Source organism: uncultured Tateyamaria sp. (assembly GCF_947503465.1).
Lineage (GTDB): Bacteria > Pseudomonadota > Alphaproteobacteria > Rhodobacterales > Rhodobacteraceae > Tateyamaria.
Genome location: NZ_CANNDN010000001.1, coordinates 302,771 through 320,930, shown reverse-complemented (window position 1 = coordinate 320,930; position 18,160 = coordinate 302,771). Strand labels below are relative to the sequence as shown.

Below are 18,160 nucleotides of genomic sequence, written 5' to 3'. Positions count from 1 at the left end.
CAAGGAAAAGAAGATGTCCGCTCTAAAGATCAAAAAAGGCTCCACAAGCCATTCCGCCTATAACCTACGGCCCACCTTCTCCGACGTCGAGGAACGGCACACGCTGGCCGTGCTGGTCGAGAACGAACCGGGCGTTCTGGCGCGCGTTATTGGCCTCTTTTCAGGCCGCGGCTACAACATCGAAAGCCTGACCGTGGCCGAGGTGGACCACACCGGGCACTTGTCCCGTATCACCATCGTGACCACCGGAACACCGCAGGTCATCGAGCAGATCAAGGCGCAACTGGGTCGCATCGTATCCGTGCACGAGGTCCACGACCTAACGGTCGAAGGGCCGTCGGTCGAGCGCGAGTTGGCCATGTTCAAGGTGACCGGTCAGGGCGACAAACGGGTCGAGGCGCTGCGGCTGGCCGACATCTTCCGCGCGAATGTCGTGGACAGCACGCTTGAAAGTTTCGTCTTCGAGATCACGGGGGCGCCGGACAAGATCGACGCCTTTGCCGACTTGATGCGCCCGCTGGGTTTGGTGGAAGTGGCGCGCACGGGCGTGGCCGCCCTGCCCCGCGGTGACTGACTAGGCGAACGGCTCGCCCACTTTCAGCAATCGGCGCTCGAACGGCGCCAATTCATCCGCAGTGCAGTAGCCCGCCTTGCGGGCCGTTTCCTTGGCGCGGCTGAATCCCGTTCCAAGGTATTCGTACACCATCCGCACGATCCGGTCGTCCCCAAGGTTTTCCTTGATGGTGCGCGTCACATACCCCACCCAAAAGTTGTTTTCGAAGGACGTCACCCGGCTGAGATAATTGAACGACGCCGTATGGGAGCCGCTGCGCGAGATAAGGATACTGACCCCATCCTCTTGCCGCAAAACAAGACCGCGAAATTCACGTGCCTGCCGTGTGACCGACATCCCCTGAGAGCTAAGCGCGGCGCGGGTCTCGTACCCGCGCAGGACCGTTGCCGTATCGTCGCGAAACACACGCACCAATCCGGTGACATATTTGTCCGCTTCCAGGAAGCTGCGCCGCGAAAAGCGATAGAAACCGGTTGGAAAGATGTCCTCGCCCACTGAATCCACGCCGGAGCCGACAAAGTCCTTGAGAAACGGACCAGACAACGGGTCCGACCCCGACAGGATGTTTTGCACCGGTTCCAGCAAAACACGCGCATCCACGTCAAAGAAGTCGCAGATCCGCGACAGAACGTCTGGGCGCGGAAAACTTTCGCCGGACAGGTAGCGGTTGAACTGCGTCCTGTTGATGCCCAATTGGCGCGACAATTCGGAAATGGACGGATAGGCATCGGCGAGAATCCGCAGATTGTCCCCAAACATGCTGCGCAATTCCGCCGGTGATCTGCGCATTTCGGGCATGGTCGTCTCTTCGTTCGTGCTTGAATTGGAAGTTCAATCGTTACAACGACGCCACTCTGCTTCAGGTGAATGCAGATATGACGCCACTTCGCGTCAACGGTGACGCAGAATTGCAACCACACGATACTGTGGCAGACACAAAATGCAAGCGCACGTTGCCGACTTAAGCATGTCACAAATGTCCAGAATTGAGTTTGATAAAGATCGTCCAACTCTGGGTAGAATGATGATTGGTGTCATACTTTGGAGCGATCCCGTCGCGGAGAAAGCAGTGATCTGGTGCGAAGATCACGGCGACCTGGCCTTTTTGTCTCGGGACATGTGCACGGCCATGCCCGACCACTTTTTCGATGTGGGCGACATGGTCGAATTCGACGTGATCACTGAAAACAAGGTCAGGAAAGTCCATCGGGCTTGCCGGTTGCAGCAAAACATCGGGCGCGCATTGACCAACAGCCTGACCTGCAAGGCTACTGCGCCAAAGGCGCGCGTCGATGTGGCGGATTCGGCGGAAATCATTCCTTTCAGGCTGAGCCCCGCGACACGCCCCATCCCGGCAATGCAAACGGCGCGGCGCAAACAGGGCTGAGTGTCGGAGACGGCAAAAAGCTGTCGAAATTTCGCGCGCTTGCATGGGTGAAGGCGCTACCCTGATTGCACTTGCATTCGGGGGCACAGATGAACGTCACTGACTTTGCGGCAGTCCGCCGTCCCATTTCATCGGCGCATGGACTGCCCAATGCGCATTACACCGATCAGTCCGTTTTTGAAGAGGAGCGTGATGCGCTTTTGGTCGCGGGCTGGTCCGGCCTTGCTGTCGCCGCAGATGTTCCCGCGCCCGGCGACGCGGTGCCGGTCACCTTTCTGGGCATGCCGCTGCTTTTGATCCGCGACAGATCCGGCGATGTGCGCGTGTTTCACAACATCTGTCGCCACAGGGGCATGATCCTTGTCGATGCCCCGCGCAAGATCGAAGGGGCCATTCGGTGCCCGTATCACAGTTGGTGCTATTCCACCGAAGGGCGGCTTGTGTCGACACCGCATGTGGGCGGGCCCGGGCAGAACACAGTGGACGGGATCGACAAGGCGCTGCTGGGCCTCATCGAAGTGCGCAGCCACATCTGGATGGATGTGGTCTGGATCAACCTGTCCGGCACCGCTGCCCCTTTCCAAGACACCCATGCGGATCTGCTGACGCGCTGGTCAGAATTTGACAAACCCCTGTATCACGGGGGCGCAGACAGCGCGTTTCAACTGACAGTCAATTGCAACTGGAAGCTTGCTGTCGAAAACTATTGCGAAAGCTACCACCTGCCCTGGGTCCACCCGGATCTGAACACCTATTCACGTCTCGAAGATCACTACCATATCGAGGCACCCGGCAAGTATTCGGGCCAGGGCACGCTGGTTTACCGCCAGTTGCGGGGTAAAGACGGCCAGACCTTTCCGGATTTCGAGGCCCTGAACGACAAGTGGGACACAGCGGCCGAATACGTCACCGCCTACCCCAATGTGCTGTTGGGTGTGCACCGCGACCATACGTTTGCGATTGTTCTGGTTCCGCAATCTCCCGGACAGACGGTCGAAAACATCCATCTCTACTATGCCCGGCCGGACACGGACCCCGGCTTGCGGGTCCGCAACACCACCCTGTGGAAACAGGTGTTCGAAGAGGACATCTTTGTGGTTGAAGGGATGCAGCGCGGACGGCAGACGCCCATGTTCGACGGTGGGCGCTTTTCGCCCGCCATGGATGGACCGACGCATCTGTTTCACGCCTGGGTCGCGGACCGGATGATGGCGCATCGTGCTGCGGCCGACGCCGCAGAATGAAACCGTTGGACGCGCGGCTTCTGGCGGCCCATGCGCAAGGCGACGGCCGCGCCATGGTGGATCTTTACGTGGAAGCGGCAAAAGCCGCATCAGGAGAGGATGAGCGCGCCTTTTTCCTGACGCAGGCGCATGTGTTTGCCATGGAAACGGCGCACCCGTCCGCTGTCGACCTGCGCAATACATTGGTCAGCATGGGACGTGAAACGCCGCTTTAGCGCGCGCCCGCCGCCATCTGTGCATAGACATGCCATGATGCGTGGCCAAGCCATGGCAGCACAAAGATCAGGCCCAAAAGACCCGGCAACATGGCCAGAAACAAAAGTACAACAATGACGCAAGCCCAGCCCAACATCGGGACGAAATGTGTCTGCACGTGCCCCCAACTGGTCAGGATGGCCGTCATGTAGTCCACCTCGCGGGCCAGCAGCAGCGGCAAGCCCAGCACGCACATGGCAAAGAAGATATACGCAAAGACACCGCCGACCGCGGTGCCAAGGGCCATCATCATCAGGCCGTCCCGGCTCAGGAACACGTCCAGTGACGTGGTCACATTCACCATCGGTTTCAGCCCCAGGAAGAGGGCAAAGATCATGTGCCCTAGAAAGAACCAAAACAAAAGCGCCACAACCATCAGCATCGACAGCCACGGCAATTGCCGTCCCCGCTCGGCCCGCAACCGGGACAGAACATCTGCAACGCCTGCGGAACGCCCCATGCCGATGCGCCGCGACACTTCGTATGTGCCAAGGGCGCATAGCGGTGCCACAAGCGGAAAGCCAAAGACCGCCAAGATCAGCCAAAAGGTGTGACCAGCCCAAAGCGTCAGACCGACAAGTCCCCAGCCCGCCAAAACTGCGCCCAGTCCTGTCAGTATCCCAAAGCCCGGCGCCGCCCGAAAGTCGGCCCACCCGGCAGCGAGGGCACGGCGGACAAAGCCGGGTTGCGGGGTCTGGAACGGCGGAACGCCGGCAGGAAGGGCAGGATATGGATGTGATTGCATGGTCACGACACCTTTGGGGGCGGCCGACGTGCGGGCCAGTCTGTCGCATCGTGCCACGCCTGCGCCAGGCGCAGCAACATCGCATCACTGCCCCTGCACCCGATCAGTTGCACGCCCATGGGCAGGTCATGCGGCCCGCCGAACCCGGCGGGGATGCAAACGGCAGGCAGACCCAGAAGGCTTGCGGGCACCACGACCTCCATCCAGCGGTGATAGGTGTCCATAGCGGTGCCCGCGATATCCTTGGGCCAGTCCAGCGTCACATCAAAGGGCCAGATCTGTGCCGACGGCAACGCCAACACATCATAGGTTTCAAAAAGTGTGGCCGCGGATTTGAACCATTCGGAACGCGTGACACTGGCACGGTGCACTTCCATTGCACTCAGGGCGTGCCCGCGTTCAATTTCCCAGATGGCCGTGTCCTTGAGCTGCGCACGGGTTGTCGGATTATCGTGCAACGCACCAAGGCCACCGGCCACGGCCCAACTGCGCAAGGTGATCCAGGACTGCCAAATCGCGTCCCGGTCAAAAGGTGCAACCAGCGCATCGATCGTCACGCCAAGCTGCGCCATCTGTTCAAGCGCTGATCGACACAGCGCAAGGACCCCATCCTCCATTGGCAGTGCACCGCCCCAATCTGCCAACCAGCCCAGGCGCATGCCCTGGGCCCCGCCCCCGATCTGCGGCAAGGTTGGCGGAGCATCGACCCCATGCGGCTGACGAGGATCCGAACCTGCCATTGTATCCAGTAGCGCGGCCAGATCGGCAGGTGTGCGCGCCATTGGTCCGTTCGTTGACAATTGGTGCAGGAAGCTGTCCCCCATCGGCTCGGATGGCACGCGGCCCCAGCTGGGGCGCATGCCATAGACATTGTTCCATCCTGCCGGGTTGCGCAGCGATCCCATCATGTCGGACCCGTCTGCGACCGTCACCATCCCGCACGCCAATGCCACCCCAGCGCCACCGGATGACCCACCTGCGCTGCGCGCCGTGTCGTAGGGGTTTTTTGTTGCACCGAAAACCGGGTTGATGCTGTGCGATCCAAGTCCGAATTCGGGCGTGTTTGTCTTGCCGATAATGATGGCCCCGGCGGCGCGCAGGCGCGCCACCATGATGTCGTCCGCTTGTGCGACCTGGCCTGCGAACACGGGCGACCCCATGGAGGTGGGCAACCCCCTGGCATGCGCCAGATCCTTGATCGCGATGGGTATGCCATGCAACCAGCCGGTCCTCGGGGCCGCATCCGCGGCGCGGGCGTCTGCCAACAGGGCGGCCACGTCGCGCAAGGACACGATGGCGTTCACGGACGGATTGACGGCGGCAATCCGGGCAAGTGTGGCTTCCATCAGCTCTGTCGCCGACAGGGTGCCCCGAGACAGGGCGTCGGATTGTGCAAGGGCGGTCAATGAAAGTGGATCGGTCATGCCACTACAGTGACGCCGGGCCTGCCAGAGGGGAAGCGCCTTTTTGAGGTACCATCCTGTGTCGATCCTGGAAGGATCGTCTAGTCGCTTTGCGCCTCGGCCCGCGATTTGCCTGACACGTCCAGCGCCAGCGTGGCAGCCATGAAACCGTCAAGATCGCCATCCAGGACGCCCTTGGTGTCGGACGTCTCGTGGTTCGTGCGCAGGTCCTTCACCATCTGATAGGGTTGCAGGACGTAGGACCGGATCTGGTTGCCCCAACCGGCGTCCCCCTTGTTCTCGTGCATCTCGTTTACCGCAGCGTTGCGGCGATCCAGTTCCATTTGATACAGACGGCTTTTCAGCGCCTTCATCGCGATGTCGCGGTTTTGGTGCTGGGACTTTTCCGAACTGGTGACAACGATACCCGTGGGCGCGTGTGTGATCCGCACAGCGGAATCGGTGGTGTTGACGTGCTGACCACCCGCACCGGACGACCGGTAGGTGTCGATACGGATGTCAGCCGGGTTTATCTCAATTTCAATGTTGTCATCGACAACCGGATAAACACCAACTGAGGTAAAGCTGGTGTGACGCTTGGCAGCGCTGTCAAAGGGGCTGATACGGACCAGACGGTGCACGCCCGATTCCGATTTCAACCACCCATAGGCGTTGGGGCCGCTGATCTTGTAGGTCGCGGACTTGATCCCGGCCTCTTCGCCTGCGCTCTCGGATTGCAGTTCGACCTTATAGCCCTTCTTCTCGGCCCAGCGAACATACATGCGGGCCAGCATGGCAGCCCAGTCGCAGGATTCTGTCCCCCCCGCGCCCGAATTGATCTCAAGAAAGGTGTCGTTGCCATCGGCCTCGCCGTCCAGCAAAGCCTCCAACTCTTTCTGGGCGGCTGTCTCGGCCAGGGCCCTGATCGCGGCTTCGGCGTCCGAAATGACCTCTTGGTCTTCTTCCATCTCGCCCAGTTCGATCAGTTCGATATTGTCGGCCAGGTCCTGCTTGATGCGGTCGTGTGTTTCCATCGCATCAACAAGCATTTGCCGGTCACGCATCAGCTTTTGCGCGGCCTCTGGATCATCCCACAGGTTGGGGTCCTCGACCCGCGCGTTGAACTCTTCCAACCGGTGCTGGGCCGTATCGACATCCAGCCGCTGGGCCAACAAAGCCACCGACTTTTCAATCTCTTCAACGATGTTCTGAATTTCGGCCCGCATGATCTGTCCTTCCTGGCAGAGCCTCGGGATAGCTCATGGCGCGCGGCGCGACAAGATCAGTTGGGGCGTCGAAATCAGTAGAGACCGCCCGAGCTGAGCGTGCCGAAGTTCGCCTTGGGGCCAACGACGGCTTTCTTGCCGGTCGACGTCGTCACCTGGCGGCCGCCTCCGCCCGCTTCCTCGAACAGCGGCAGGTCTGCACCCATGGCAAAACCACCGTCGAACGTAATGCCGAATGTCGGCTCGAACCCATCGCGGAAGCATTCGCTGACCACGTTGTCGCCCGCGGCGCTGTCGCTCAGCCGTGCGCCGCTGAACCGGTCGATCTTGATGAACATACACTCTTCGGGCACTTCGAACGCACCGCCGCCGAACTTGCCAATCGCTTCCTGCATGAAGGCGCTGAACACAGGGCCACACATGCCCCCGCCCGACGCGCCACGGCCCAGGCTGCGCGGCTGATCGTAGCCGATGTAACAGCCCGCAACGATATCGCTGGAAAAGCCCACAAACCAAACGTCCTTGGCGTCGTTCGTGGTGCCGGTCTTGCCTGCAATCGGCACGGGCAGGTTCACGGTACGCGAGGCCGTGCCCCGGTCCACAACACCTTTCATCATCGATGTCAGCTGATAGGCCGTGACAGGGTCCATGACGCGCTCACGGTTGGACACCACGCGCGGGGCAAAGCCTGGATCAAGGCTGGCCAGTTGTGTGCAATCGCGGCAATTGCGTTCGTCATGCTTGTAGACCGTGCGACCAAAGCGGTCCTGCACCCGGTCAACCAGGGTCGGCTGTACCCGCTCGCCACCATTGGCAAACATCGCATAGGCCGACACCATCTGATAAAGCGTTGTCTCTTCCGATCCCAAGGAGTTGGCAAGGAAGCGGCCCATGTTGTCATAGACGCCGAACCGTTCGGCATAGTCGGCCACGATATCCATTCCGACTTCCTCGGCCAGACGGATGGTCATCAGGTTCCGCGACCGTTCGATCCCCGTGCGCAGCGGCGTCGGACCATAGAACTGGTTGGAAGAGTTACGCGGCCGCCACAGGCCTTGGGGCGTGTTGATCTCGATCGGGGCGTCCACCACGATGGTTGCGGGGCTGTACCCACTGTCAAGAGCGGCGGCATACACAAACGGTTTGAAAGACGACCCCGGCTGACGTTTGGCCTGCGTGGCGCGGTTGAAGACCGAATGCTGGTAGCTGAACCCGCCCTGCATCGCGATCACACGCCCGGTGTTCACGTCCATCGCGACAAAGCCGCCCTGCACCGCAGGCACCTGCCGCAAGGTCCAGCGGACAAACGACCCGTCACTGTCTGCTGTCATGGCCCGGACATGAACGATGTCCCCGGGTTCGAAATTGTCAAAGAAGTTACCCTGCATCCACTGGATGTCTTCGCGTGGAACGACTGGCGCCGCTTCGGCATCCGTCCATCCCTCGATCCCAAGGCGCAGTTGTTGATCCTCGACGCCCAGCACAACGGCAGGCCGCCAGACACCGTTCAGATCGATGTCTCGGGCCACTGTCACGGTGCGCAGCGCGTCTTCCCAGTTTTCCAGCTGGTCCGCTTCCAGCCGTTTGCCGGTGCCACGCCACACGCCCTGCCCGCGATCATAGCTTTCCAATTGCCGCCGCAACGCCGAAGCGGCAATGGGCTGCATTTCGGCATCAATGGTGGCCCGCACCGTATAGCCGCCAGTAAAGAACTCACCCTCTCCGAAATCCTCGCTCAACTGGCGCCGGATCTCATCGGTAAAGTAGTCGCGTGGCGGCAGCTCTGCCTTGAAGCTTTCAAAGTCGCCATTTTGCACGGACCGCAGCGGCATCGCCACTTCTGTCTCGTAGGTCGCCTTATCGAGATAGCCGTTCTCCATCATCTCCTTGAGGACAAAGTTGCGGCGGGCCATCAAGCGGTCGGCGCGGCGCACCGGGTGATAGTCGGACGGCGCCTTGGGCAGTGACGCAAGGAATGCGGCCTCGTGCGGGGCCAGATCGGTCAGTGTCTTGTTGAAATAGGTCTGGCTGGCGGCAGCCACGCCATAGGAATTCTGCCCGAGGAAAATCTCGTTCAGATAAAGCTCAAGGATCTTTTCCTTGGTCAGTGCCTCTTCGACACGGGCGGCCAGGATGATTTCCTTGATCTTACGTTCCGCTTGCCGGTCCCCCGACAGAAGGAAGTTCTTCATCACCTGCTGTGTGATGGTCGAGGCACCGCGCACGTCGCGCCCCCGACTGCGCACCGCGTCGTAGGCCGCAGCCCCGATGCCGCGCAGGTCGTATCCTTCATGCGTGTAGAAATTCTTGTCTTCTGCCGAAATGAACGCCTGCTTCACCAGATCAGGGATCGTTTCGGCCGGGGCGAACAGGCGCCGTTCCTGTGCGAATTCGTCAATGATCTGTCCCTCGCCGGAATAGATGCGGCTGATCGTGGCAGGTTGGTACTGCGCCAGGGATTCGTGACTGGGCAGGTCCCGCCCGTACATCCAGAACACCGCACCAATGGACAGGGCGACCATCGCAATGCCCATGGTCACAGTGGTGAAGATCCCACCAAAGAAGGAAAGAATGAACCGAAACATGACCGCCCGCACCTGTTTTCCACGGTTGCTTTCGCACGGGTATACTTGAGGCGGCGAACAGGGTCAAAAGACATCCACGGCGCGATCCCGCCGATGTGATCGGCTATTGCCGAATCAGCGGCTGCATCGCCAGATCATCGTCACGCCATTGCAGGATGCCAGCGGCCAGCGCCTCGACCATGACGGCCCGCCACACGGGATCACGCAGGTTTGCCAGATCCCGCGGGTCGGACAGGAAGCCGACCTCGACCAGGACGGACGGGATGTCGGCGCTTTTCAGCACGGAAAACCCCGCCTCGCGCAGCGGACGCTTGTTCATCGGACCGCCAGAGGCCGCCATGTTCTCGATCAGCGCGCGGGCCAACGTGCCGGTGCGGGGCATGGTTTCAGTCCGGGCCAGATCCATCAGAACGGATGCAACCTGATCATCCGTCCCGCTCAGATCGACACCGGCCAGAATGTCGGCCCGGTCATGCTGTGCCGCCAACTGGGCCGAGGCCGCATCGCTGGCTTCTTCGGACAGGGTGTAGACGGTTGCCCCCCGTGCCTGCCCCTGGCTCAGCGCGTCCGCATGCAGCGACACAAAGGCATCCGCCCCCACCTGATGGGCCAGCGCCACGCGCCCGGTCAACGAAACGAACGTGTCGGTATCCCGCGTCATCACCACCTCGACCCCGCCCGCACGGCGCAGCGCGTCACGAACCGCCAATCCGATTTCCAGCATCAGCTCTTTTTCGCTGGTGGTGTCGCGCACAGCGCCGGGGTCGATCCCGCCGTGACCGGGGTCGATCACCACGACAAAGCTGTCTTCGGACACCACCGCAGGCGGGGCCGCCGCCTGCACCGCCCAATCCGCATCCGGGGGCGCGCCTGCGGCATCCGAAAATGCCGCGGCATCCACCCCCTCCAGCGCAATCGACAACACCGCCTGCCCCGACGAGACATCGACGGGCATCGCAATTTCGGTGGGCACCATCGGCGTGCCCAGATCAAGGACCAGCCGCGACCAGCCCGGCTTGAAGGCACCGAACCGAACGCCCGTTATCTTGCCCGGCGCGGGCAGCAAGGTGTCGGGCTGCAGGCCTGCAAAATCAACTTCGCGAAAATCGACAACCAGCCGGGCGGGCGCGTCCAGCGTGAAAACACGGAACGGCACACCCTGGCTCAGCGCCAGCGTCACGTCGGTCTGACCAAACCAGCCGTCGGCGATGCTGCTGCGTGCCGCATCGACCCGCGCCAGACCCGACAGGTCCTGCGCCACCGCGCCCACCGCAAAAATCCACATGAAAAAGGCGACCAGACCTGCCCGCATCACCACTGCCCTATTTGTTTTGCGGGCAGCATACCGGGTTGGAACCGCCCCGGGAATCCCCCATCAACGCCGCGCCATGAAATCCTTGAGGCGGCGTAACCCTTCGGCAATATCCTCGGTGGTGCGGGCGTAGGAAAACCGCAATGTCTGGTGCCCGCGCACCGGATCGAAATCAAGCCCTGGCGTCACCGCCACACCGGCCTGATCCAGTATCTCGGCCGCAAAGGCGCGGCTGTCTTCTGTCAGGTCAGACACATCCGCATAGACATAAAATGCCCCGTCAGGCGGCGCGATCCGGGTAAAGCCCGCCTGCGGCAGACCGTCCAGCATGAGCGCGCGATTGGCCCGGTACACCTCCAGGTTCGCGTCAAGCTCGTGTCGTGCGTCCATGGCGGCAAGGGCCGCCACCTGACTGACATGGGGCGGACAGATGAACATGTTCTGCGCCAGCCGCTCGACCACTCGCACGTGATCTTCGGGCACAACCATCCAGCCGACGCGCCAGCCCGTCATCGAAAAATACTTGGAAAACGAATTGATGACGTAGACGTCATCGCTGATATTCAGCGCACTGACGGCTTTGGCCTCGTATTCGATGCCGTGATAAATCTCGTCGCTGATGAACGACGCGCCCACGCCCGCCGCAGCCCCTACAAGGTCGGACATGGCGGCGCGATCCAGCATCGTGCCTGTGGGATTTGCCGGCGATGCAACCAGCACCCCCTGCAGGTCCATGCCCGCAATATCGCCCGGTACAGGCTGGTACCGGTTGGCGGCGTCGGTTGGCAGATCGACGGGTGTCATACCCAGACCGCTCAGGATCTGGCGATAGCTGGGATAGCCAGGCGCGCCGATCCCGACCCGGTCACCACTGTCGAACAGCGCGTTGAGCGCCAGAATAAAGCCGCCGGATGCGCCGGATGTGATGATCACCCGGTCCGCAGACAGATCAATGTCGTACCATTCGCCATAAAGCTGCGCGATGCGGGCGCGCAACGCAGGCAGGCCCAGTGCAACCGTGTACCCCATGGGCCCCGCGTTCATGGCCGAGGTCACTGCGCGGATTGCCGCCTGTGGCGCGCCCGTCCCCGGCTGACCCACTTCCATGTGGATTATATGGCGCCCGGCGGCTTCGGCAGCGCGTGCAGCCTCCATCACGTCCATCACGATGAAGGGATCGACGTCGCTTCGGCTTGAGGTTCGCATGGGGTCTCCTATGATCCGGCCCATGACCTTTCATACCCTGACGCGGGTGGCGTCAATCCTGATCGTGTCGCTTGCGCTTGCCCTGCCCGCGCGCGCGGTTTCGCTGTTGCGCGACGCAGACATGGAATATGCGCTGGCCCAGGTTGCGGCACCGGTGCTCAAGGCCGCCGGTCTGAGCGCGTCGCGGACCAAAATCCTGGTGGTCAATGACGGGTCGCTGAATGCCTTTGTCATCAGCAACGACGCAATCTACATCCATTCGGGGCTGATCAGCCGCATGGACCGGGCGGCCATGCTGCAGGCCGTGATCGCGCATGAGGCCGCCCATATCGCAAACGGTCACATCACCCGCCGGATCACCAATATTGGAAATGCGCGCACAGCGGCTGGGCTGGGGCAGGCATTGGCGCTCTTGGCCGCCGCTGCAGGCGCAGGCGAAGGGGCCCTTGCCATCGGGATCGGAACCCAAAGCGCAGCCCAACGCGCCTTTTTTCGACACACCCGCGCCGAAGAAAGCGCCGCCGACCAATCCGGCGCGCGTTATCTGCGCAGCGCGGGCATTGACTTGACCGGCATGCTGGATGTGTTCCGTCTGTTTCGGGGCCAGGAGGTGCTGAGCGAAAACCGGCAGGACCCTTATGTCCGGTCGCATCCGCTCAGCCGCGACCGACTGCGCAATATCGAAGGGTTTGCCGCCGCCTACGGCACCGGTACAGGTGCAAATTCCGCCACATCTGATTATTGGTTCGCCCGTGCCAAGGGCAAGCTGACCGCCTTTACACGCAAGCCCAGCTGGACGCTCAACCGCCTTGGTGAAAGTGGGCACCGCGACATAGCGCTGATGCGCGAAGCCGCTGCACGGCACAAGAATTCGCAAACCCAACGCGCCATCCGCGCGATTGATCAGGCGATCGCCTTGCGCCCGCAGGACCCGTTTCTGTATGACCTCAAGGGGCAAATCCTGATGGAAACGCGCCAGTTCGCGGCCGCCGCAAACGCCCATGGGCGCGCGGTTCAACTGCGCCCCAATGACGGGCTCTTGCAGGCAGGTTACGGGCGGGCCCTGTTGGCCAGTGGCAACATCCGGGCCGCCCTTCCAGCTCTGGAACGCGCCCGGCGCATCGACTTTCGCGATGGCTCCATGCTGCGCGATCTCAGTGTTGCCTATGCAAGGACCGGCCAGCGTGGGATGGCCTCACTGATCACGGCGGAACGCTATGCACTGCAGGGCCGCCTCGAAGATGCTGGCATCCACGCCAAACGCGCCACCGGCCTCTTGCCCGAAGGCTCTGGCCCTTGGCAACGGGCGCAGGATGTGTTCCTTGCCTCTGAACGCGCGGAAAAGCGCAAAAAACGGAGATAACCGATGTTCGTTCGCACGCTTGCCGCCGCCGCTCTTGCACTGACGCTTGGCCTGCCCGCCCAGGCGCTGGACCTCAGCCAGATGACTGAAGAAGAGCGCCAGATCTTCCGCGAGGAAGTGCGCGCCTACCTGATGGACAATCCGCAGGTCATCATGGATGCGGTGCGGGTGTTGGAAGAACGTCAGGCCGCGGCCCAAGCCCAGGCCGATTTGAACCTGGTGTCGGAAAACGCCGCCGACCTTTTCGATGACGGCTACAGCTTTGTGGGTGGCAACCCTGACGGCGACATCACCCTGGTCGAATTCCTCGATTACCGCTGCAGCTTTTGCAAACGCGCCCATGGCGAAGTGGCCAAGCTGTTGGAAAGCGATGGCAATATTCGCCTGATTGTCAAGGAATTCCCGATTCTCGGAGACCAATCTCTGCTTGCCTCGCGCTTTGCGGTTGCCACGAAACAGATTGCGGGCGACGCGGCCTATAAAGGCGTGAATGACGCACTGATGGAGATGACCGGCGACGTATCGATGCGTACCCTGCGCCGTATGGCGTCGACCTTCGGTCTGGATGCGGACGCGATCGAGGCACATATGGACAGCGAGGCTGTCACGGACGAAATCCGCCGCACCCGTGCGCTGGCGCAACGGTTGCAAATCACAGGCACACCCACATTCGTGCTTAAGGATGAATTGTTGCGCGGGTTCCTGCCGTTTGACGAAATGCAGGCGCTTGTCGACGAAAAACGCGGTTGATGGACTTTCGCGCGTGTCACGTTCCCGGTGATCCGCTCATCATGCCGAACCCGTGGGATGTTGGCAGTGCACGCATCCTGCAAAACATGGGGGCCAAAGCGCTGGCCACCACCAATATGGGTGCCGCCTTTGCCCGTGGCAAGCGTGATGGCAGCTTGTCGCTGGACGAGATGTTGGACGCCGCAACAGACATCGATGACGCAACGGACATACCCGTCAGCGCCGATCTGGAAAACTGCGGCGCGGATGATCCCGGCGCAGCAGCACAGGCCTTGCCGGCGCATCGCCTACCCCGACACCACGGCCAGCTTTGCAGACATCGAGGCGCTGCCGGCCTAGCGCGCTATTCGGCGGCCTGTGCTTCCGCAGCGGTGGCCGCGTCCAATTCGGCGGCCTTCTTTTCGACCTCTTCCACGATGTGATCAACCATCTGGTCGTTGTCCATCCGGTGGCTTTGCTTTCCTGCCAGATACACCATGCCGTGGCCCGCGCCGCCGCCGGTAAAGCCGACATCGGTCATCAGCGCCTCACCCGGTCCGTTCACGACGCAACCGATGATCGACAGGCTCATCGGCGTTTTGATGTGGGCCAGCCTGTCTTCCAGAATTTCAACAGTCTTGATCACGTCAAAGCCCTGCCGCGCGCAGGACGGGCAGGAAATGATGTTCACGCCCCGGTGGCGTAAGCCCAGGGATTTCAGGATTTCATAGCCGACCTTTACCTCTTCGACCGGATCGGCGGACAAAGACACACGGATCGTGTCGCCAATACCCATCCACAAAAGGTTGCCAAGGCCAATGGCAGACTTGATCGTGCCCGACGTCAGCCCACCCGCTTCGGTGATGCCCAGATGAATGGGCGCGTCCGTGGCCTCGGCCAGCTTCTGATAGGCGGCGGCGGCCATGAACACATCGGACGCCTTGCAGCTGATCTTGAACTCGTGAAAGTCGTTGTCCTGCAGGATCTTGATATGATCGAGACCGGACTCGACCATCGCGTCCGGTGTCGGCTCGCCGTATTTCTCAAGCAGGTGTTTTTCCAACGACCCGGCATTGACCCCGATGCGGATCGAACAATTGTGGTCGCGCGCGGCCCTGATGACCTCCTTGACCCGATCCTCGGACCCGATGTTGCCGGGATTGATACGCAGACAGGCCGCGCCCGCCTCTGCCGCTTCGATCCCACGTTTATAGTGGAAATGGATGTCTGCCACGATGGGCACGGGACTTTCGGCAACGATCTCTTTCAGCGCCCTGGACGATCCTTCATCGGGGACCGAGACGCGGACGATGTCGGCTCCCGCCTCTGCCGCCGCCTGAATTTGGGCGATGGTCGCGGGGGCGTCCGTGGTCAGCGTATTGGTCATGGTCTGCACGGTGATCGGCGCATCGCCACCCACGGGAACATTGCCCACCATGATCTGGCGGCTTTCCCGACGGTAAATGTTGCGCCACGGACGGATATGGTTCAGCGACATGAAAAGCCCTGTTCAGCATCAGCAGTTGTCAGGAAAGATAGACAGGTGCGTGCCGCCCGACAATGGGCTGTGACGACTATTCGCTGCCTTCGGTCAGCGCCGCTGCCCTGGCTTCGGCATAACGGGTCAAACCTTCGTCCGTGCTGACGTCAACGGGCAGATAGGTCTCCTTCAGCCCGGCAATCTCAAGCGGCAGGTTCGATGTCACGGCGCCGGTGTCACCCACGGGGCCATAGAACTTGTCGTTCATCGCGAAGTAAATCGCGCCACTTTCACCTGTGCGCAGCGTCGGTGGCTCTTCGGTCAGCGGGGCCTCCCACGTGTCACCGGCCTGCATCGTCGCCTCGTAGATCACGGTGCCATCGGCCGAACGGACACGAACCCATGACGGGCGCACGGCAACCATGGTCAGGGTCGGTGCCGTTTCCTCGACCACCTGCGGCACAGCGGGCGCAATCGCTTCGGCCAAGGCGCGGTCAATGCCGTCAATCCGCGGCGGCGCGTCCGCAGTGTCGGGTGCAGCAAATGTGCCAATGTCGCGCGGATCAAGCGTGGCAATGGGCGCATCACGCGCCACCAGGACCGGCACTTCCAACGCCTGCGGACGGTACAGGCGGTCCAGCGCATCGGCGCGCGGTGTCTCGATTGTCGGGCCCTGCTCGGTCGGCTGCACGCCTGCTCCGCTCAGCGGATCAAGGTCAGACAGAACAACGGGGGTTTGATCCACAGGCGCAACTTGCACGCGCTGGACTTCTTGCAGGACCGAATAGCCACCAAAACCGATCCCGCCAATCAAGGCCAACAGCACCAGGGACGACCCGATGGCGCGTGGTTCGATACGCGACCAGACGGCTTCGCCCGCGGGCACAAACGGGGTGGCAGGGGCGGCAAAGATGTCGGCGCCATGCGGCTTGTGCAGGCGATCTTCACGCGCCGCCTTCTTGACCACCGACGCTTCGGCCGACATGCCGTGCGCCACGGCAAATCCGCTTTCCGCGCAGAACGTGTTGAATGCGCGGTCGGGATCCATGTTCAGATAGCGGGCATAGGACCGGACATAGCCCGCAATAAAGCCCGGCGTGTCGAACGCATCTGGATCACAGGCTTCGATTGCAGCGATATAGCTTGCCTTGATCCGCAGTTCGCGCTGCACATCCAGCAGGGATTTGCCCATGGTCGCGCGCTCTCCGCGCATAATGTCGCCAAGGCGCAGCTCAAAGTCGTCAAAGCTCTTTGGCTCGACGTTTTCTTCTGTATTGGTTGTACCGGATTTACGCCCGATCATACCGCTGCCCCGTTGTCCCAAGTGTTTGCAAACCGATCCCACTCGATTCGCCACACCGCTGTTGTTTAACAGACGGTAACACATGGCAACGCCATTTGCGAATTTTAGTGAACTACCCGGCGCTCTCGGCGCGATTCAGCGCACAATGCGACCACAATTTATCCATTGCGTGCACCAGCGCGTTGATCTCTTTCGGACCGTGTACCGGCGACGGCGTGAACCGCAGCCGTTCGGTCCCACGCGGGACCGTCGGGAAATTGATCGGCTGTACATAAATGCCGTGATCTTCAAGCAGCATGTCGCTGAGCATCTTGGTGTGTACAGGGTTGCCGACCATGACGGGAACAATGTGACTGCCATGATCAATGATCGGCAGGCCCATACCCTTGAGGCGCAGCTTCAGCGTCTTGGCCTGTGCCTGATGGTCAGCGCGCAGGTTTTCCGCCGTCTTCAGAAACGCGACCGAAGCCGCTGCCCCTGCCGCGACTGCGGGCGGCAATGACGTGGTAAAGATAAAGCCCGGCGCATAGGACCGGATCGCGTCACACATCTTGGCCGACGCCGCGATATAGCCCCCCATCACGCCATAGGCCTTGGCCAACGTGCCGTTGATGATATCGATGCGGTGCATCAATCCGTCCCGCTCGGCAACGCCCGCACCACGTGGACCGTACATGCCAACAGCGTGCACCTCGTCGATATATGTCAGTGCGCCGAATTCCTCGGCCAGATCACAAATCTCCTTTATGGGCCCGAAATCCCCGTCCATGGAGTAGATGGATTCAAAGGCGATCAGCTTCGGCACGGTCGGATCATCCGCCGCCAGCAATTCACGCAGGTGTTCGACGTCATTATGTCGGAAAATCCGCTTGGCCCCACCGTTGCGGCGCACCCCTTCGATCATCGATGCGTGGTTCAGCGCGTCAGAATAAATAATGAGACCAGGAAAGAGCTTCGGCAGCGTACTTAATGTCGCATCATTCGCAATGTAGGCGCTGGTGAACAGCAATGCTGCTTCCTTGCCGTGCAGGTCCGACAACTCGGCCTCAAGCCGCTTGTGATAGACGGTCGTGCCCGAAATATTGCGCGTCCCACCCGATCCGGCACCGGTTGCGTCAATCGCTTCGTGCATGGCCTTCAGAACAATCGGGTTTTGCCCCATGCCCAGATAATCATTGCCGCACCACACGGTGATCGGTGCCTTGGACCCATCGGGCCGCGTCCATTGCGCATGCGGAAACTGGCCTTTCTGCCGCTCGATATCGATGAAGGTCCGGTACCGGCCTTCATCATGCAAGCGTTGCAGGGCATCGTCCAATTTTGCGGTATAGTCCACGCGAGGCTCCGT

General features: G+C 61.3%; 17 protein-coding genes. 7 read left to right on the top strand and 10 right to left on the bottom strand.

Annotated features, from left to right (window positions below; genetic code table 11):
* Positions 1-13: 13 nt before the first annotated feature.
* Complete coding sequence (gene ilvN / locus Q0844_RS01650; protein WP_299041385.1) at positions 14-574, top strand: acetolactate synthase small subunit; 561 nt, start codon at positions 14-16, stop codon at positions 572-574.
* Here the strand turns inward: ilvN and Q0844_RS01645 are convergent, their stop codons facing one another.
* Positions 575-1,372 (bottom strand): helix-turn-helix transcriptional regulator, encoded by a 798-nt coding sequence (locus tag Q0844_RS01645; protein ID WP_299041382.1) that lies wholly within the window; start codon positions 1,370-1,372, stop codon positions 575-577.
* A gap of 142 nt (positions 1,373-1,514) precedes the next feature.
* Here Q0844_RS01645 and Q0844_RS01640 point away from each other — a divergent pair, with 142 nt between their 5' ends.
* The 3 genes from Q0844_RS01640 (at position 1,515) to Q0844_RS01630 (ending at position 3,420) form a co-directional block, all read left to right on the top strand.
* On the top strand, positions 1,515-1,961 hold the full coding sequence (locus Q0844_RS01640) for a hypothetical protein (RefSeq protein ID WP_299041380.1): 447 nt from the start codon (positions 1,515-1,517) through the stop codon (positions 1,959-1,961).
* An 89-nt stretch (positions 1,962-2,050) separates the two neighbouring features.
* Entirely contained in the window at positions 2,051-3,205 is a 1,155-nt protein-coding gene (locus Q0844_RS01635) for an aromatic ring-hydroxylating dioxygenase subunit alpha (RefSeq protein ID WP_299041378.1), read from the top strand.
* Positions 3,202-3,420 (top strand): hypothetical protein, encoded by a 219-nt coding sequence (locus Q0844_RS01630; protein WP_299041376.1) that lies wholly within the window; start codon positions 3,202-3,204, stop codon positions 3,418-3,420. Before Q0844_RS01635 ends, Q0844_RS01630 begins: the two co-directional genes overlap by 4 nt.
* Here the strand turns inward: Q0844_RS01630 and Q0844_RS01625 are convergent.
* The 6 genes from Q0844_RS01625 to Q0844_RS01600 form a co-directional block, all read right to left on the bottom strand.
* A complete protein-coding gene (locus Q0844_RS01625; RefSeq protein ID WP_299041374.1) occupies positions 3,417-4,205 on the bottom strand; it encodes a DUF2189 domain-containing protein in 789 nt (262 codons plus the stop codon). The genes Q0844_RS01630 and Q0844_RS01625 overlap by 4 nt on opposite strands.
* Positions 4,206-4,207: 2 nt before the next feature.
* Complete coding sequence (locus tag Q0844_RS01620) at positions 4,208-5,629, bottom strand: amidase (RefSeq protein WP_299041372.1); 1,422 nt, start codon at positions 5,627-5,629, stop codon at positions 4,208-4,210.
* Positions 5,630-5,709: 80 nt separating this feature from the next.
* Positions 5,710-6,834, bottom strand: a complete 1,125-nt coding sequence (gene prfB, locus Q0844_RS01615) for a peptide chain release factor 2 (protein WP_299041369.1) — start codon at positions 6,832-6,834, stop codon at positions 5,710-5,712.
* A 74-nt stretch (positions 6,835-6,908) separates the two neighbouring features.
* Positions 6,909-9,419 (bottom strand): PBP1A family penicillin-binding protein, encoded by a 2,511-nt coding sequence (locus tag Q0844_RS01610; protein ID WP_299041366.1) that lies wholly within the window; start codon positions 9,417-9,419, stop codon positions 6,909-6,911.
* A 103-nt stretch (positions 9,420-9,522) separates the two neighbouring features.
* The gene (locus Q0844_RS01605; RefSeq protein WP_299041364.1) at positions 9,523-10,731 is read right to left on the bottom strand and encodes an N-acetylmuramoyl-L-alanine amidase; all 1,209 of its coding nucleotides are present in this window, start codon (positions 10,729-10,731) and stop codon (positions 9,523-9,525) included.
* A gap of 63 nt (positions 10,732-10,794) precedes the next feature.
* Positions 10,795-11,937, bottom strand: coding sequence for an aminotransferase class I/II-fold pyridoxal phosphate-dependent enzyme (locus Q0844_RS01600; RefSeq protein WP_299041362.1), 1,143 nt, complete (start codon positions 11,935-11,937; stop codon positions 10,795-10,797).
* A 22-nt stretch (positions 11,938-11,959) separates the two neighbouring features.
* On the opposite strand from Q0844_RS01600, the gene Q0844_RS01595 reads away from it, so the two are divergent.
* The 3 genes from Q0844_RS01595 to Q0844_RS01585 are packed head-to-tail and all read left to right on the top strand — an operon-like array spanning position 11,960 to position 14,472.
* Positions 11,960-13,300 carry a M48 family metalloprotease gene (locus tag Q0844_RS01595; protein ID WP_299041361.1) on the top strand — a complete coding sequence of 447 codons (1,341 nt, stop codon included), beginning with the start codon at positions 11,960-11,962 and terminating at the stop codon, positions 13,298-13,300.
* A 3-nt stretch (positions 13,301-13,303) separates the two neighbouring features.
* Positions 13,304-14,050 carry a DsbA family protein gene (locus Q0844_RS01590; protein ID WP_299041359.1) on the top strand — a complete coding sequence of 249 codons (747 nt, stop codon included), beginning with the start codon at positions 13,304-13,306 and terminating at the stop codon, positions 14,048-14,050.
* Positions 14,050-14,472, top strand: a complete 423-nt coding sequence (locus tag Q0844_RS01585) for an isocitrate lyase/phosphoenolpyruvate mutase family protein (protein WP_299045175.1) — start codon at positions 14,050-14,052, stop codon at positions 14,470-14,472. Before Q0844_RS01590 ends, Q0844_RS01585 begins: the two co-directional genes overlap by 1 nt.
* Here Q0844_RS01585 and ispG read toward each other — a convergent pair.
* From ispG to hemA, 3 genes are all read right to left on the bottom strand, one after another.
* Positions 14,394-15,527 (bottom strand): flavodoxin-dependent (E)-4-hydroxy-3-methylbut-2-enyl-diphosphate synthase, encoded by a 1,134-nt coding sequence (gene ispG / locus Q0844_RS01580; protein WP_299041357.1) that lies wholly within the window; start codon positions 15,525-15,527, stop codon positions 14,394-14,396. The two genes, Q0844_RS01585 and ispG, sit on opposite strands and share 79 nt — an antisense overlap.
* A 76-nt stretch (positions 15,528-15,603) precedes the next feature.
* The gene (locus Q0844_RS01575; RefSeq protein ID WP_299041355.1) at positions 15,604-16,812 is read right to left on the bottom strand and encodes a helix-turn-helix domain-containing protein; all 1,209 of its coding nucleotides are present in this window, start codon (positions 16,810-16,812) and stop codon (positions 15,604-15,606) included.
* A 112-nt stretch (positions 16,813-16,924) separates the two neighbouring features.
* A complete protein-coding gene (hemA, locus tag Q0844_RS01570; RefSeq protein ID WP_299041353.1) occupies positions 16,925-18,148 on the bottom strand; it encodes a 5-aminolevulinate synthase in 1,224 nt (407 codons plus the stop codon).
* Positions 18,149-18,160 lie beyond the last annotated feature (12 nt).